The 15,853-nt window shown below is 34.6% G+C and carries 18 protein-coding genes; 4 read left to right on the top strand and 14 right to left on the bottom strand.

From position 1 onward, the window contains the following. Window positions 1-318: 318 nt before the first annotated feature. Window positions 319-735, top strand: a complete 417-nt coding sequence (locus GF867_RS03255) for an OsmC family protein (protein ID WP_172973942.1) — start codon at window positions 319-321, stop codon at window positions 733-735. Between the two features lie 737 nt (window positions 736-1,472). Here GF867_RS03255 and GF867_RS03250 read toward each other — a convergent pair. From GF867_RS03250 to GF867_RS03230, 5 genes are all read right to left on the bottom strand, one after another. Beyond that, window positions 1,473-1,934, bottom strand: coding sequence for a DUF6241 domain-containing protein (locus GF867_RS03250; protein ID WP_153831679.1), 462 nt, complete (start codon window positions 1,932-1,934; stop codon window positions 1,473-1,475). A 567-nt stretch (window positions 1,935-2,501) separates the two neighbouring features. Beyond that, entirely contained in the window at window positions 2,502-3,248 is a 747-nt protein-coding gene (locus GF867_RS03245; protein WP_153831678.1) for an NAD-dependent protein deacylase, read from the bottom strand. Window positions 3,249-3,268: 20 nt separating this feature from the next. After that, window positions 3,269-3,955: a metal-dependent hydrolase gene (locus tag GF867_RS03240; protein ID WP_153831677.1), complete on the bottom strand. Its 687-nt coding sequence runs from the start codon at window positions 3,953-3,955 to the stop codon at window positions 3,269-3,271. Window positions 3,956-3,983: 28 nt separating this feature from the next. Beyond that, window positions 3,984-4,520, bottom strand: a complete 537-nt coding sequence (locus tag GF867_RS03235) for a TIGR01440 family protein (RefSeq protein WP_153831676.1) — start codon at window positions 4,518-4,520, stop codon at window positions 3,984-3,986. A gap of 17 nt (window positions 4,521-4,537) precedes the next feature. After that, window positions 4,538-5,029 (bottom strand): ComE operon protein 2, encoded by a 492-nt coding sequence (locus tag GF867_RS03230; RefSeq protein ID WP_153831675.1) that lies wholly within the window; start codon window positions 5,027-5,029, stop codon window positions 4,538-4,540. Window positions 5,030-5,140: 111 nt separating this feature from the next. Here GF867_RS03230 and nth point away from each other — a divergent pair, with 111 nt between their 5' ends. After that, complete coding sequence (gene nth / locus GF867_RS03225) at window positions 5,141-5,770, top strand: endonuclease III (protein ID WP_153831674.1); 630 nt, start codon at window positions 5,141-5,143, stop codon at window positions 5,768-5,770. Window positions 5,771-5,854: 84 nt separating this feature from the next. On the opposite strand, the gene GF867_RS03220 is transcribed toward nth, so the two are convergent. The 9 genes from GF867_RS03220 to lspA all read right to left on the bottom strand — a co-directional run bounded on the left by GF867_RS03220 (window position 5,855) and on the right by lspA (window position 13,639). Then, a complete protein-coding gene (locus GF867_RS03220; protein WP_153831673.1) occupies window positions 5,855-6,823 on the bottom strand; it encodes a magnesium transporter CorA family protein in 969 nt (322 codons plus the stop codon). Then, complete coding sequence (locus GF867_RS03215; RefSeq protein ID WP_172973941.1) at window positions 6,823-7,125, bottom strand: DUF503 domain-containing protein; 303 nt, start codon at window positions 7,123-7,125, stop codon at window positions 6,823-6,825. The genes GF867_RS03220 and GF867_RS03215 overlap by 1 nt, the downstream gene beginning before the upstream one ends. A gap of 106 nt (window positions 7,126-7,231) precedes the next feature. Next, window positions 7,232-7,900 carry a deoxynucleoside kinase gene (locus GF867_RS03210; RefSeq protein ID WP_153831671.1) on the bottom strand — a complete coding sequence of 223 codons (669 nt, stop codon included), beginning with the start codon at window positions 7,898-7,900 and terminating at the stop codon, window positions 7,232-7,234. A gap of 737 nt (window positions 7,901-8,637) precedes the next feature. Further along, the gene (locus GF867_RS03205; RefSeq protein ID WP_153831670.1) at window positions 8,638-9,066 is read right to left on the bottom strand and encodes a pyridoxamine 5'-phosphate oxidase family protein; all 429 of its coding nucleotides are present in this window, start codon (window positions 9,064-9,066) and stop codon (window positions 8,638-8,640) included. A gap of 1 nt (window position 9,067) precedes the next feature. Further along, a complete protein-coding gene (locus GF867_RS03200; protein ID WP_153831669.1) occupies window positions 9,068-9,682 on the bottom strand; it encodes an SAM-dependent methyltransferase in 615 nt (204 codons plus the stop codon). Between the two features lie 13 nt (window positions 9,683-9,695). After that, a complete protein-coding gene (locus GF867_RS03195) occupies window positions 9,696-11,213 on the bottom strand; it encodes a pyruvate kinase (protein WP_172973940.1) in 1,518 nt (505 codons plus the stop codon). Window positions 11,214-11,338: 125 nt separating this feature from the next. Further along, the gene (locus GF867_RS03190; protein ID WP_153831667.1) at window positions 11,339-12,040 is read right to left on the bottom strand and encodes a DUF2786 domain-containing protein; all 702 of its coding nucleotides are present in this window, start codon (window positions 12,038-12,040) and stop codon (window positions 11,339-11,341) included. A gap of 202 nt (window positions 12,041-12,242) precedes the next feature. Then, window positions 12,243-13,184 (bottom strand): RluA family pseudouridine synthase, encoded by a 942-nt coding sequence (locus GF867_RS03185; RefSeq protein WP_153831666.1) that lies wholly within the window; start codon window positions 13,182-13,184, stop codon window positions 12,243-12,245. Further along, window positions 13,181-13,639: a signal peptidase II gene (lspA, locus tag GF867_RS03180; RefSeq protein ID WP_153831665.1), complete on the bottom strand. Its 459-nt coding sequence runs from the start codon at window positions 13,637-13,639 to the stop codon at window positions 13,181-13,183. The genes GF867_RS03185 and lspA overlap by 4 nt, the downstream gene beginning before the upstream one ends. A 133-nt stretch (window positions 13,640-13,772) precedes the next feature. Here lspA and GF867_RS03175 point away from each other — a divergent pair, with 133 nt between their 5' ends. Next, window positions 13,773-14,402 carry a YkyA family protein gene (locus tag GF867_RS03175; protein ID WP_153831664.1) on the top strand — a complete coding sequence of 210 codons (630 nt, stop codon included), beginning with the start codon at window positions 13,773-13,775 and terminating at the stop codon, window positions 14,400-14,402. A gap of 45 nt (window positions 14,403-14,447) precedes the next feature. Continuing rightward, window positions 14,448-15,833 (top strand): putative glycoside hydrolase, encoded by a 1,386-nt coding sequence (locus tag GF867_RS03170; RefSeq protein ID WP_153831663.1) that lies wholly within the window; start codon window positions 14,448-14,450, stop codon window positions 15,831-15,833. The last annotated feature ends 20 nt before the right edge of the window (window positions 15,834-15,853 follow it).

The following is a 15,853-nucleotide window of genomic DNA, read 5'->3' as shown; positions in this document are numbered from 1 at the left end:
TACGAAGTTCGATTACAGTAAATTTTAAAAAATACACTCTTTGAGCTTATTTGGTGTGCCCTCAATTTCTAAAATTTAACGTAATGTTTTTACAACTTATTGCTTGACTTTATATAGTTAGTCTTTCAAAGCTTCTTTAATTTATCCTAGAAAAACCACAGCCAAAAGTCTAATGATATCGTCCATTTTCATGAAGATAATATCGTTTCGTCATATAAATTTCACAAAGATTTAGTATTGATTAAGAATTGTACCAATTGGTCAAACTTTCGTAACATGGTACAATAATACTATATTGAAACGAAAGGAGTTGTCATGATGAGTATTAAACATGTAACTGCACAACTTGAAGAACCTTACATCGTTACCGCCACTTCAGAAGGTTTCACCTACACAATGGATTATGCAGATCGTAATCCAGAAGGTGAAAGTTTAGGCACAAGCCCTACCGGTATGCTTTTAACCGCATTATCTGGCTGCCATGCGATGACTGCCCGTTCTTTCTTGTCAGGAAAGAAAATCCCTTTCTCTAAATTAATCATTGAAATAAATGGAGAATTTACGAATGGTCGTAAAAACTGGCAACTAAATGCAAATGTAACCATTAAAACTGATGCACAACTGGATGACCGCGAAATGGAAACTATGGAAAGATTTGTCGCAAGAAATTGTACTGTTTCTAGCGTTCTACAAACTGGTAATGTAATTACTGCTCAAATTGAATTAATTAGATAGATGAAATTAAAATCATCTTTGTAAACTGGTGGTTTTAATTCTGCTCCAATAAGTCTATGTATGTATCTATTTGTAAGCAGTTATGAAGAAGAATATCGTTTTTTGTCTCATAGTTACCGCTACTTTCATTAACATATCATTTTTCATTAACGTTTATTGATTTCTTTACGTAATTTATTCGCTCATTTGTCGAAAGCGTATCGCCTAATTTCATATTACCTTATGCTTTCCATCCTAAGTCTTCAATTCTCATCTAGTCCAATTTATTGGGTTTTATACTCTAGTGTAAAGTTTAGAGGTATGCTTTTAGAGATAATGGTATAGTTTCTCTTGTTCAGTTTTATTTTAACCATTAATTTTTATCTAAATTTCCGTGTTGAGCGTGAGAAAACCTCGGACGATTTCGAGGACTTTAAATTCCGTTTAGCAGTTTTAACTTGATTATACCGCTTTACTTTTGCTGAAATACTTAACATAGCTCAGTGACTTATTTTCCATAGCGGTACAAAGGGCAATCGGCGTAGCTTGCTCTGACTATGAGCAAAGCGAAGTAGACAGAGCCTAGCCGATTGTGCTGAAAAAGCCGAACATCAGTGAGGCTTTGAAAGCGACCACCGCCTTGGAAAACAATAAGCTGAGCGTAGTTCAAAGCTTGATAAATCAACATGAATCTTATAAACAGTTATATTATAAAAAAAAACGGAACAATTAAGTCCGTCTCTGTCTACGTTATTTTATTATCTATAATGTTCCTTTATGTATGATTCTTCTTCCTGTTCGTCAAGGTATGCGGTCGCCTTGCCTATGTCTCCTTCCGCCATTTCCCAAATTCGGTTATGCACCATGACAACATTTTTAAAGTTTCCTTCTTTCCATTGCTCTAATGTTCTTTTGTAAAAGAATTTGTTTACGAAATTAGTATCTTCTAAGATTTCCAACATTGCGTCTACACGTTCTTCCGTCAACTCTAAGGTTCCCCATTTCATAAAAGCCTCAACCTTTTGGTGCGTCATAAAATGCAATGCTTCCGCAAAATCTTTTTCTACTTTAAGGTTTAATATAATTTCTTTACCATTTCTAGTATTCTTTGCGACCATAATTCCATGTTCTAAGTCTTCTTCCTCGGCAGTTTGAGCGTACACAATACTTCCTGAAATGAACATTCCTAATGACATGATAATTAATAATAGTTTCCTCATATAAAAACCTCTCCTTATTCATCTATTAATATATTATCCAGATAACATCTAGCTAAGTCAACCATTTTTGTCATTTTTAGTAACCAATTTTATTATAGTTGGTAATTATATCGTCGCACTGGTCGTCCCAAATCCTTTCGTAGCGAAGTTCTACCCTTACGTCGGTGCTTCTTCGAGCGCTACTTTCGATAGGCTTATATATTCCTTTTAGCAGTTTTAACTTGATTATGTCGCTTTACTATACTTTCTTGGAAAACTTAACGTAGATCAGCAGCGTGTTTTCCTAAGCGGTACATAGGACAAACCATCGCTATTAATAGATTCGCTTGCTCTGACTATGAGCAGATCGAAGCAAAGCCTAGCTGATTGATCTGAAAAAGCATGAATGTCATAATTTCCAATGAGGCTTTAAAGAAAACTACCACCTTGGGAATCAATAAGCTGAGTCAAGTACAAATCTTGGTAAAAAGCATAAAACTTATAAATCTTATATTATAAAGAAAGAGCGTAGTTTGGATAATCTCCAAACTACGCTCTTTCTTTAATGAATTTCACTCAACCATTCAATCATCTCAAAGCATCTAACTCAGCTAATATTTGACCAACATTTCCTTCCAGAAATAGATCTACTTTAAGTTGTTGTATCTCCAAAGCTTCTCGATTGATGACAATAACCTTATCACCTTTAAAATGATTAATTAAATTTTTTGCTGGATAGACACTTAGCGATGTCCCCGCAATAATTAAAACATCCGCTTGTTTAATCGTATCAATACTTTTCTGAAGATCCTCTGCCTTAGGATTTTCACCGAAAAATACGACGCTTGGTCGGACAATTCCTTGATCTACATGACACCGAGGAATATTCTGCTCATCTCGTTCAACTTCATTAGGCAAATACACACGCCCGCACGTCATACAATAAGAGGTTCTTCCATTGCCATGTAATTCAATGACAAAGCGATGGCCAGCTCGTTGATGTAAACCATCTACGTTTTGCGTAATGATGCGTACATCCTTGCCAGACTTTTCCCATTTAGCTAATATTTTATGCGCATCATTGGGTTCTATCAGCATTTGCGATGACTGATTAGGTGCTCGATTAAAGAACTTTTCGGGATGTTGCATAATATAACGACGATTCATAATCTTTTTAGGATCTTCATTTGTCTGCTCCATACGAGAATATTGACCGTCTTGTGAACGATAATCTGGTAGCCCGCTTTCCGTCGAAACACCTGCACCACCAAATAACACAATCATGTTCGCTTCTTCTAACCATTGATTTGCAATATGTAATTGTTCAATGTTCATATTACGCCTCCTTCGCGAGATTAAATTTCAATCATTTCTCCCAAATTAGGTACAATCCCCACTCCTTCATCTAAGCTATCAATAAAAGCCTTAGGATCTTGTTTAATAAGCGGAAAGGTATTGTAATGAATCGGGATAACTCGTTTGGCTTGTAACCATTCCACCGCTAATTTTGCGTCTTCAGGACCCATGGTAAAGTTATCACCAATCGGTACAAAGGCTAAATCTATACTCTCTCGCTCACCAATTAACTTCATATCTGAATACAACGCAGTATCACCAACATGATAAATCGTCCGTTCATCTGCAGTCAATAAAATTCCTGTAGCTAAACCTAAAGTAAGTGATGTTCCATCTTCCAAAACGATGGATGATCCATGAATGGCAGGCGTAAATTTCACCCGCCCAAAATCAAAATCAAATGCGCCACCTGGTTGCATACCATGTAATCTGTCCAACCCTTGACTTGCTAAATAATTGACGATTTCAACCGTTGAAATAACTAAAGCTCCAGTCCGTTTAGCTAATGCAACCGTATCGCCTAAATGATCTGAATGAGCATGCGTCACTAAAATAACATCGACTTCTACTGTCTCAGCATCCAAATCACACTGTTGATGACCTGTTATAAAAGGATCAAATAATAATCTAGTACCTGAATTTGTCAAGACGGAAACTACCGCATGACCATGAAAAGCTGCTTTCATCATTCATTCTCCTTTTTAATCTTATTATCTAATAGTTAGCTCGCGGTCCACCAATATATTTCGGTCTAGAAAATGCGGCCGTGACATGAGCTTGTCCGATTGTTTTTACTTTTAAACGCAGTGGAACTTGTACGTGTTTTATATGCATTCCAATTAAAGTATCTCCAATATCTAAGCCAGCTTTAGCTATAATTCTTTCTACCATTACTGGTTCTTTAGCTAATTGATAGGCCGCGACACATGCAGCACCGCCTGCGTCTAAACTAGGTTTGACATTGACAATTTCTAAGCCAAGTTTTTCAGCTAATTCCGCTTCTACAAGTAAGGAACGATTTAAGTGCTCACAAGCTTGTTGGGCTAAGAAAATATGCTTAGCATTCAATATTTCCAGAATAGTTGAAATAACAACATGCCCTACTTCTTTATTAGATGACTTCCCAATATGCTCGCCCATAATTTCACTCGTACTCGTACCAACTACTAACACATCTCCGGCCTTTAAGTCCGCTCGCTCTAATAATTCATTGATTGCTTCACGAACTTGTGCTTGAATAATCTCTAACATTTAGCGTCACCTATTCTCTACTCAGATTCTTTTGAAAGGTTTCGTTCATTCAATTGAATTATTTGTTCAAAGAAATCACTCGGAATTTCACCCTTTATTGTTTCGATATTGGCTTGTTTTAATAACTGTTTAGCGTATGGATGATTATGATAATCATGTAAATAGTATATTTTACGAATACCTGCTTGAATAATTGACTGTGTACATTTCAAACAAGGAAAATGTGTCACATAAATTTCTGCATCATCCGTTTGTACGCCAAATTTTGCACACTGTAATATAGCATTCATTTCTGCATGCACTGTACGAACACAGCGTCCCTCTTCTAAGTAGCATCCAACATCGATACAATGATCTTCACCACTTACAGAACCATTGTAACCACCTGCAATTACGCGCTTATTACGTACAATAACAGCGCCTACCATTAATCTTTCGCAAGTGCTACGTAAAGATAAAACTAAACTTTGAGACAAGAAATATTGATCCCATGGAATTCTTTGTGTCATTCGGTAGCCTCCTTTAAACTCTTAATTACAGTTTACCATAATAATCTATCAAAATTCTTTTTACAGACTATGGTATAATTGATTTTATCAAAAAAAAATATAGGTGATTAAATGTTAACTAAAGAATGTGCACGCCAAGTCATTGAAGAAATTATTGCCTTATATCCTAATGTCGAAACGGTACTCAACTATCGAAATAATTATGAATTATTGATAGCTGTTATGCTAAGTGCTCAAACCACTGACATCGCAGTCAATAAGGCTACTGTTAAACTATTTGAAAGATTTCCCACACCTGAGTCAGTTACTCATGCGTCACCAGCCGAAATTGAGCCCTATATTCAATCAATCGGTTTATACCGCAATAAAGCAAAATACATGTTCCAATGTTGTCAACAATTAGTAGAAAAATATTCCGGTGAGGTTCCCAATAACCGTAAAGATTTAGAGTCACTTGCTGGTGTTGGTAGAAAAACTGCGAATGTTATCCTTAGTGTTGGTTTTGGCATTCCAGCCTTTGCGGTGGATACTCATGTTTCACGAGTTTGTAAGCATCATGATATTGTTCCTGCGAAAGCGACACCACGTCAAATTGAAGATTATATTATTTCAATCTTACCTCCAGAGTTGCTGACACAAGCTCATCAATCAATTATTTTTTTCGGACGTAATATTTGTCATCCCCGTAATCCTCAGTGCGAAAATTATCCTCAACTCTATTGTTGCCAAGAACTTATCTAAAAATAAGGCCTGGTATTTTAATATACCTGGCCTTATTATTTTTTAGCGGTGAGAGTTATGCGCACTCTAAATACGATTAAGCTGTTAGAAAAAATCTTTATTTTTCAGCCATTTAATCGTTAAGATAGTTATTAACACTGTTGCAATAATTAGGATAGAAAAACCAAATGGATGACGTTCTAAAGGTAATCCAACATTCATTCCCCAAATAGAACCAATTAATTGAGGAATTGTTAGCACCACAGTCAAGGCTGTTAAAAATTTCATGATGTAATTCATATTATTTGATATGACATTTGAAAAAACCTCACTTAAATGCGAAATCATTTCATCAGACTCATCTACTAAAACTAGAGCTTGGGACGATACCACTTCAATGTCATGTAAGAACTCTTTGTTTAACGTTTCAGTTTCGATTAAATCAATCGATTTTATTTGAAGTATTTTGTCATGATTTTTATTGATTGCTGTATGGAAATAGACAAGACTTTTGTGAATCGAAATTAATTGATCAAACATCTCATTTTTAGTCGTATCATGAATATTACTTTCTAATTGTTCTATTTGAATATTGATTTCAGCAATCTTTTCAATATAATCATTCATTAAACGCCACAATATTCTTAGTACTAAATGATTATCCTTTGCTTGACCATGTAATAAATTCTTATCTGATTTATGTGGTCGATTGTTTGCGATATCGTCAATTAACTTTGGCGTGTGTGGACTTACTGTCAGGACTTTGTCTGGAAATATAATGATGGATAATGGTTCTGTAATGTATTCCTTACCGACTTCTACAGTTTGATTTCGAATCGGTGTCAGTAAGAGTAGTAAATGAATTTTATGACCGCTTTTATTCTCGATAACTTCGTATCGCGGTATTTCATATCGATCAAGCCCTGACGTGATAAAATCTTCGGGCAAACTGTACTCATTTACAAGCTCCTGAATGACAACTTCATCTGGTAATTGATAGTGCAACCAGTCTGCTTCCTTTGGATCATACACTGATTGAAAGGAATTATCTGCTAACTTCTTAAAAAATTTCATTAATCATATTCCCCCACTCCATCTAACCATTCTATTGAAATTATTTCAATTGGATAAGAAATATCAATAAAATTCACAACCTTCTGTAGAACACTTTGTGCATACCTTAAATCGTTAGCGACAATCGCTAAACCGATAATTGCTGCATTAACTTGATCTAATCTATCTACTTCAGCACCACTTAGTTTAAATTTCTGTTGTAGTTTAACTAACATACTTTTCACAATGCTTCGTTTATCTTTTAATGAGAATGCTTCGTCAATTATTAATTCAATACGTACTGCAATTACAAACATTTGCATCACCATCTCTTATCAATACTTGCTACTTATAACTTCAGTATAATACTTCGCAGAGTTTAAGCATAATAAAAAGCAGCAATCCGAAGATTTGCTGCTAATTCATTAATTAATAAACGCTTGTTTCAATGTTCATTTCAACTAATTTGTTTTCTACCATTTTAATTAAACGGTCTGCATCTTCAGGTCGATTCACAACATCAAATTCATCAATGTTAATGACTAAAACTTGTGATGCATGATAATAGTTTTCTACCCAATCATCATAGCCAGACCATAAAGTATGATAGTAATCCATTAACCCTTGATCTTGTTCAAATTCTCGACCACGTAAACCAATACGATGCAAGATTGTATCAAACGATCCAGTTAAGTAAACCATTAAGTCTGGTGACTTTTTAGGTAGCTCTTCTAATTCTTCCATCATGTTATTTAAAAGTTTTTCGTAAATTTTAAATTCTGTATCGGAAATTCTGCCTAATTTATTATTAATTTTACAGAAATACCAGTCTTCATAGATAGAACGGTCTAAAACGTTATTTTGATTAATTAGTGCATCTTTAATATTCTTAAAGCGGCTGCTTAAAAACTCTAATTGCAATAAGAATGGATAGCGTTTCGCTTCCTGTTCTTCCTCACTCGCTGTGTAAAATAAAGGTAAAATATCATTATCATCCACATTTTCGTAGAATACTTCAGTACCTAAAGCATTCGCAACTAATTCAGCAACACTTGTTTTACCAGCACCAATCATGCCTCCAATAACTATAATTGCCATCTTCCCCTCTCCTAATCCCTAGTAAACATTATTTAGATTCAATTTGTTACATGTGTATAAGTTTGATACTCATACTACATGTTGCGTTTACTAGAATAACATCAAACAACATCTAGGACAAGAGTCAATATTAACAAGCATTTTACTAATAAGTCCACTTGACATCTGTTTCTTGTTTTATTCTAATACGATTTTTTAGAATTATCAAAAACACTACGTTTGGGCTTATTTAATAGCATTTATATTTCGTCCTTAAAGTGAGATGGTCATTAAAAATCTGTTGAGTTTAAGAGTTATTTGTAGAATGTCAAAGCGCTAAGCTAAGCAAAACAATAATTTTTGGCCTAATTCGAGGCCATTAAATTCCGCTTAACAGTTTTAACTTAATAACATAATGTTACTTTTCTTGGAATACTATGCGTAACTCAGCGACCTATTTTCCAAAGTGGTATAAAAAGCAAGCCTTCTTTATTAAGAAAACAGCTTAATCTGACTATAAGCAAAACGAATTAGATAGAGCCTAAACGATTGAGCTGAAAAATCCCGATTGGCTCGAACATCAATGAGACTTGGAAAACGACCACCGCATTAGAAAAATATAGGCTGAGTGAAGCATAACGTTTGTTAAATTAACATAAACATATAATTACTTTTAATACTAAAAAGGCATCAGACATAGTCGGAGGTTGTGTTAGGTAATCTACACTGATATACGTAAGATTGGCAAATTTTTACGATTATTCGCCAAATACAAAATCTTCTTTAATACGTTTTTGTAAATGCATATAGTTACCCGTTCCTTTATACACTTGAAAAACTTGAACATCTTTGCGTTTTTCTTCATCTGGATAGACGTCTTTTACGTAAGGATTATCTTTCAAAACTTCTTCTAACATATCCTGGCCTAATGGTCTAATAGCACCTTTTATTCGAATAACTTCAATTTCACCATCTGCTTTCGCCATACCAGTAATTGAAACATGACCATTAGCTTCTAGTTGTTTATAAAAGTTGCTACTTGGACTCGTCATAAAGAATACACCCTTCTCATTTGCAACTCCGACATTAATATACCGTGAGTCGGGTTGTTGGTTTTCATCCACTGTAGCAAATACAGCTGCACCGATTTTATCTTGTAAAATACTTAAATACTTTTCTGCGTTCATGTTACGCTCCTTTATTATATTTATTTGTTAAAATGATAATTTCATCTGTAAAACCTGATTCTATACCTATCTTAATAGTTTGTTCCAATTCAAACAAGTCTAACAGCTCTAAGTGAGCATGATATGACGGAATTGGGAAATAAATGATTAAACGAATGGATCGCGGATGCTCTTCAATAGACTGAATGATATTCTCTAAAACTTGTCGAAAAATGGTTCCTGAAAAAGGATTAAAGAAATAAAACACAGTAAATTTTCGATGAATTGGATAATGCTCCGCAAAATGATTGACCAAATTTATAGGGACTGTATTTGGATGTTTCGATAAATATAATCTTTTATTTTCCTCTAATTGTTGGAATATAGTACTACTCACCTCTATACCAGTGACTGGAATAGTTGCATGGAAATGAATATAAAACAAAACTCGTCCTTTTCCACTACCGAAATCCAACAAGTGATCATTCTCTTTAAATTGGAAATTTTCTCTTAGTACATCTAGCACTTGATAACTTGTTGATTCTGTTCGATTATAATGAGTATGATTCCATTCGTTCATTTCGTGTAAACCACTGGTTTTAATATTTAATTGTCGATCTCGATCGCTTTCTTTCAATCAGCCAACTCCTTTAATCTATCATAATATTTTTTGCGATGCTTAAGGCCCTTAGTTTTGGTGTCTTTTTGAACTGATGCTCTTTCATCATATGCAAGATTTCATCTAACATCGTAACGGTTTCCAACATATAGTTGCCTTTATTAATCATCACACAATCGGAACGAGCACCTTCAGCAGCATCCGTTACTTCGGCACGACTAGGTATTCCAGTTTCAAGCATATTTGCCAGAACTTCCGTACCCCAAACAACAGGTATATTAGCAGCTTCACAAATCCACATAATTTGTTGTTGAACTTCAGCTAATCTAATATAACCTGTTTCAACAGCCAAATCTCCACGAGCTATCATAATACTTAATGGATTTCTGCTAGCGGCTTTTAAAATGAGCTGGGTTAGATTATTAACTGCTTGGACAGTTTCAATTTTAAAGAGTAATGCCACTCTGCCAGCTTTATTACCTAAAAGCTTGTCTAATTCAGCTTGAATTGCTTCAACATCCTTTACATCGCGAATGAAAGAACATCCAATAATATCTGCATGTTCAACAGCAAACTTCATAGCGTCGAGGTCTTCATCAGTCAGAATATCAATATCAAAATACAAACCTGGGAAATTTAATCCTTTCTCGGCTTTTAAACGAATACTTTTTCCACTTACTCTCTTAACTAAAAGAATGGCTTCTTCTTCATTAATCGACTCAACAATTGATTCGATTGAACCATCATCAATTAAAACTGGATCACCTACAGAAAGTTGATTGATTATTTCTGGCACACTAGTCCCAACTGTTACTTTAACCTCTTGATTTGTGGGTAACATTTGATTATTCGTTGTCAAGCAAATCTTATCTGAAACAGAAACTTTAGGCTTCTTATAGGTAGTAAAAATCCATTCGGTACGAATCTTAGGGCCTGCAATATCCATTAATATTTTGACATCTTTCCCTAATTCTTCGGCAGATTTTCTGATATTGTGGATCATTTTCTGCCAGATTTCCGTATTGTCATGTGCACAATTAATGCGCGCCACATTCATCCCTTTTGATATTAAGTTCTTAGCTAGCTCAATATCTTCTGAAACTTCACTAGGCATGGTTACCATTATACGCGTATATCGATTGCTTGGGGCTTGTCCTAATATTTTTTCAATATTGCTTGCTAATTTTGCTTCACCAACACTAAATTCTTTAAAATCTGGTTGTTTAATTTGACTTTTATCTCCAACTATCGCGGATAATGCACTGATTACTGCTTCTAAAGTACTTAAGGTCTTGGCTTCTAATCTTCCTAAAGAAGACAAGCCCCAGGGCACAAGATCTTTTTGTATACCTCTTATATCCCTTTGTCTTAAAGCCAAATAGTAACTCAAATTGCGTGCACTCTCTTCAAAGTCAGAACGAGTAATTTCCTCTTTCCATTTAGCAAATATCTGATTACCTTCTGTAACAACATCATCATAAAGTTCTATTAATTCTTCTAGTAAATCTTTTGCCTTGATTACTTCATGCGCTTGATTAAATTCGGTCATCTGATTCACACTCATTTCTTTGTTTGCTTAAACAAATTATATCAGAATTATTCATTAAGTTTTTAGATAACGCTTACAATGCATTTGAAAATAAAAAGTGAATGATCACTTTTTATTTATTACTACTAATTTAAATATTTATTTGATAATGAAACTTTGGTTCCTTTTTCGTACCCCTCTGAATATGCCTCATTCTCAGTATTCAGAATAGGCTGTTTAAAGGCTAGTTGACCTTGAATTTCTGCGTTAAATTTATCTACTACATCTTGTGGAGTTTTAATCATTAAGGCAAATTTCTCATTTTCACTACTCATCTGATCACGTTGTAATTTAAATTTATGACTAAGCCCATCCATAAATCCCTGATAATACGATTTACGGATATTTCCTTGAGAGCTTTTTAAATGTTTTTCTTCCATTGATTTTAAGTGTAGACTTGCATAATGTTTCATCGCTTCAGCAGCTAAAGTAAACATTTCATAGGCAAAATCAACATCTTCCGGGTAACCCATTAAAACCAATTTTCTTTGAACTGTTGTTTGATGTGGTAATCGATTGCTTTGCATATAATACATAACCCTAAAATTCTCAGCAATGATTTTGACTAATACTTTTTCCCACCAATATACTCGCTTATAAACAGAAAGTGACTTAATGACAATTTTCTGGTCTCCACCTTCATTGAGCTCATTTTGAGAAATCTTATGTTTCAACATTAATTTCTGAGCCATCAATAAAGCCGTTTGACTTTCTTCATCATTACCACCATCCTCAGCAAGGCTAAGTAGGTTTCGAATTTTTTCTAATATCTTATCATTTCCAGACAATTACTTACCATGCCGTAAACCTAATTAAACCAACAATAGTTTAATGAGATTAATAGATTTAGGCTATCCTTTCTCTTCATTTCTCACTTTCCATAAAAATGAAAAGCACCCTCAGATTCTCAACAAAGGTTTAATCGCCACAACTTACTTCACTATTCATTCAGTAAGAATACTCCGTAATTTGTGCCATCAATTTATTATCTTATATTTCAGTCAGCGTGTCCAATATTTCTGAAAAATTACTTGGTAATTCACTTGAAAACTCCATCAATTCTTTTGATCTTGGGTGGTAGAAATGTAATTGGGCCGCATGTAACAATTGACCATCCTTTAGTTTGGATAACGATGTTTTAAATTCATTCATTCCAGAACGATAAATTGGATCACCAACGATTGGATGACCAATATGTTCCATATGAACACGAATTTGATGAGTACGCCCTGTTTTTAATTCTAATTGCAATAGCGTCGCATCATGGTATCTTTTCAGCACTTCAAACGTTGTTAACGCATATTTGCCTTCTTTATCCGCTCTCCAGCGTAAGCGACTCGTGGTTGAACGACGAATCGGTACTTCAATCACTGCATCATTTGCTTCTACTGTACCTAAAACTAACGCGATATAAACTCTACCCATCGTGTGATCCACTAATTGTTCACTTAATTTTTGGTGCGCATAATTATTCTTAGCGATCACAATCATACCTGACGTATCCTTATCGATACGGTGAACAATACCTGGTCTTACAGCGTCAGTGCTATCTGACAAATTATTGCCTAGATAATGTAGTAAAGCATTAACTAACGTTCCACTGGCATGTCCTTTTGATGGGTGGACGACCATTCCAACTGGCTTATTAATTACCACTAAGTCATCGTCTTCGAAAACAATATCTAAGGGGATATCTTCCGCAACTAATTCTAAAGGCTCAATTTCTGGAAACGTAATCGTTAAAGTCTCGTTCCCTAACAATTTGAAGTTTGCTTTCTCTACTTTACCATCGACTGTTACTAACTGATCTTTTATTAACTTTTGAATCGTTGATCGACTTTCATCTTTAAATAACTGAGTTAATATTTTGTCTAAGCGGCCATTTTCGCCGTTTAAAACGATTGTGTGTAAATCTTTATTTGTATTAATCATAAGACTCCTTCTGTATCCTCAGTCATTAAGACCTGGATAATTAACAATACAACACCTATTGATAGTGCCATATCCGCAACATTGAAAATAGGGAAATTCATAAACGTCAACCTAAACATATCGATTACATAACCATTTATGATGCGATCAATTAAGTTTCCTATTGCCCCACCTAGTAATAAACCGTACGTACACTTTAAGAAAAGACTCCCCTGACGATGTTTATAAATTAGGTAAATAAGATAAACGATAATAACAAAAGTGACAACATAGAAAAACCACATGCGCCCTTGTAGAATCCCCCATCCAGCGCCTTCATTACGTATATAATAGAAGTCAAACAGGCCGTCAATTCCACTACGTGATTCATATAGTTGTAAAGAACTAGTTGTCCATTTTTTAATAATTTGGTCAATTAAAACCATTAATAATGCAACTAAATAAGCAATTGCCATGATAACCTCCTTGTGTTATTGTTTCAAAGTTTGTTATAATGTTTGTGTTTATAATACATATTATTATATACTAGTTCGCAGAATAATAAAATGAAATTATAAATACTTAAAATACAATACTAAGGAGTCCTCTATGAAGAAAACATTTCAACTATTTCTCCTTACATTTTCAGTTATTCTTTTGGTAGCGTGTGATAATTCATTGAAACGTGCTGACCGCGCTATTGGTTTAATCCAAGAAAATGTCACTCAAATAGTTAATGAATTAAATGAAGTGCAAGTCCTTGAGAACAACTTGCAATCTGAATTTGAGACGATGCTTCAAAGTAGCGAAGATCTCACGATTTTCCATGCTAACGATAGCCTTGTTCAAGTTAATATCGATAATCGAAAAGAACACTTAGAGAGTATCTTGGAAAGTATCAAACAATTAGATGAATTAATTTCAGAACTTGAAAATCTTAAATCTAGCGATACAATACCAACCACTCAAATTGATCAAGTCATTACTTATTTAAATGATCTAAGCACAGATTTAAATACATACATTATTGACTACCAAGAAAATTTAGTCGAAGAAGAAATAACGTTTAAATCAATTGCTAATCCGGAAACAGATTATAGATCTTTCTTTGGAGTGTTTGATAATATCAATACACTTGCAACAGAAAACAACATTAATTTGGATAAAATACTTGTTCATTTCGAACCATTGACTAGTCTGCTAATTAATTTAAAAGTATTTTTAGTAGATGCTCAATAATAAATCAATAATTTGTGACTCTACAAATTAACAAAGAGGTGTAAAATGAACTTTAAAAATACAAAGCTTCACTCTATTAATAGTCCGAAACTTTGGTCAGGTGTGTTGCTAGTTGTTATCTCCTTATTTTTAACAGCTTGTAACTCACAAGGTTCTTCAGAAAATCAAACAACTTACTACAATTTACCAGATGTCACTAATAAATATTCTGAAGAAGAAATTGTCGATTTCAATAGCCGTATTAATCGCGGTCAAACGAATCGGTATGAAGGCTTAGTCATTCGCAATACGCCTTTATTACAAAAACCATCAGAATTGCCAAGCGCCCTTTTCTATGATAGCGGTATTGATATTCCTTATCCTGAAGAAGGAGTTAAGGGCTTATACATTACGACAGATAATCTGTTAGACGATGAATATTTCAACTATATTATCGACTATATCGATCAGACAGCTTTAAATGCTGTGGTTATCGATTTCAAAGATGATTATGGCCAAATAATTCCTCAAATAGAAACTAATAACCCTTTAGTCGAAAATAGTGTGGTTGGACTTGTAGATTTACAGGAAAAACTAAAAATTTTCGAAGAAAAAGGCATCTATCCGATTGCTCGTATCGTAACCTTTAAAGATTACATGCTTGCAAATTTACGACCAGACTTATCATTTACGGATGTTGAAACCGGAGAACTTTGGAGTGCAGATACTGGTTCGCTATTCATTAATCCGTTCTCTCAAGAAGTTTGGGATTACAATATCGAAGTAGCGATTGCTGCTGCAAAAATGGGCTTTAAAGATATTCAGTTTGACTATGTACGTTTTCCAGAAGGGTTTCATGACTTTGCGGATACTCTTGAATACGATATTGGCGATTACGCTAGTTACGTTACGGAAGATGAGGAAACTGAAGGTGGCGAAAGAGTTATGGCGATTACAGATTTCTTAGAATATGGTAGGGATCAACTAGCTCCATATGGTGTTCAAGTCAGTGCGGATGTTTTTGGTTATACAGCTGTTGCTGGTGACGCGCCGGACGTACGTGGTATCGGTCAAAACTTTTCTCAAATGGCAGAACATATAGATGTCATTTCGTCGATGATTTATCCTTCTCACTGGGATGATGGATTCTTCGGAATTGATTACCCTGACTTAAATCCCTTTGATGCAATTGATGAATACATGTATTCGGAAGACCAAGCATTAGCAAATGTTTCAAATCCAATTGTCACGCGTCCTTGGTTACAAGATTTTACAGCTTGGTATAAAATCCCAGGCACATTCCAAGAATATGGCGCTGATCAAGTCCAGGCGCAAATTGTTGCGCTTAAACAACATGGTGTTCATGAATTCCTATTATGGAATGCCTCCGGAGATTATAGCGAAGGCGTTGACTACGCTCCAGAAATTACTGGAAATGAATTTTATTACTAAATAATTAAACCACCAAGTAA

Source organism: Fundicoccus ignavus (assembly GCF_009659375.1).
Classification (GTDB): Bacteria; Bacillota; Bacilli; order Lactobacillales; family Aerococcaceae; genus Fundicoccus; species Fundicoccus ignavus.
Note: the sequence above shows the minus strand (reverse complement) of the source record. Positions and strands in the feature narration are given on the sequence as shown.

Coding starts and splice junctions, on each gene's coding strand:
- GF867_RS03255 (WP_172973942.1), top strand. CDS start 319: ATGAGTATTAAACATGTAACTGCACAACTTGAAGAACCTTACATCGTT.
- GF867_RS03250 (WP_153831679.1), bottom strand. CDS start 1,934: ATGAGGAAACTATTATTAATTATCATGTCATTAGGAATGTTCATTTCA.
- GF867_RS03245 (WP_153831678.1), bottom strand. CDS start 3,248: ATGAACATTGAACAATTACATATTGCAAATCAATGGTTAGAAGAAGCG.
- GF867_RS03240 (WP_153831677.1), bottom strand. CDS start 3,955: ATGAAAGCAGCTTTTCATGGTCATGCGGTAGTTTCCGTCTTGACAAAT.
- GF867_RS03235 (WP_153831676.1), bottom strand. CDS start 4,520: ATGTTAGAGATTATTCAAGCACAAGTTCGTGAAGCAATCAATGAATTA.
- GF867_RS03230 (WP_153831675.1), bottom strand. CDS start 5,029: ATGACACAAAGAATTCCATGGGATCAATATTTCTTGTCTCAAAGTTTA.
- nth (WP_153831674.1), top strand. CDS start 5,141: ATGTTAACTAAAGAATGTGCACGCCAAGTCATTGAAGAAATTATTGCC.
- GF867_RS03220 (WP_153831673.1), bottom strand. CDS start 6,823: ATGAAATTTTTTAAGAAGTTAGCAGATAATTCCTTTCAATCAGTGTAT.
- GF867_RS03215 (WP_172973941.1), bottom strand. CDS start 7,125: ATGCAAATGTTTGTAATTGCAGTACGTATTGAATTAATAATTGACGAA.
- GF867_RS03210 (WP_153831671.1), bottom strand. CDS start 7,900: ATGGCAATTATAGTTATTGGAGGCATGATTGGTGCTGGTAAAACAAGT.
- GF867_RS03205 (WP_153831670.1), bottom strand. CDS start 9,066: ATGAACGCAGAAAAGTATTTAAGTATTTTACAAGATAAAATCGGTGCA.
- GF867_RS03195 (WP_172973940.1), bottom strand. CDS start 11,213: ATGACCGAATTTAATCAAGCGCATGAAGTAATCAAGGCAAAAGATTTA.
- GF867_RS03185 (WP_153831666.1), bottom strand. CDS start 13,184: ATGATTAATACAAATAAAGATTTACACACAATCGTTTTAAACGGCGAA.
- lspA (WP_153831665.1), bottom strand. CDS start 13,639: ATGGCAATTGCTTATTTAGTTGCATTATTAATGGTTTTAATTGACCAA.
- GF867_RS03175 (WP_153831664.1), top strand. CDS start 13,773: ATGAAGAAAACATTTCAACTATTTCTCCTTACATTTTCAGTTATTCTT.
- GF867_RS03170 (WP_153831663.1), top strand. CDS start 14,448: ATGAACTTTAAAAATACAAAGCTTCACTCTATTAATAGTCCGAAACTT.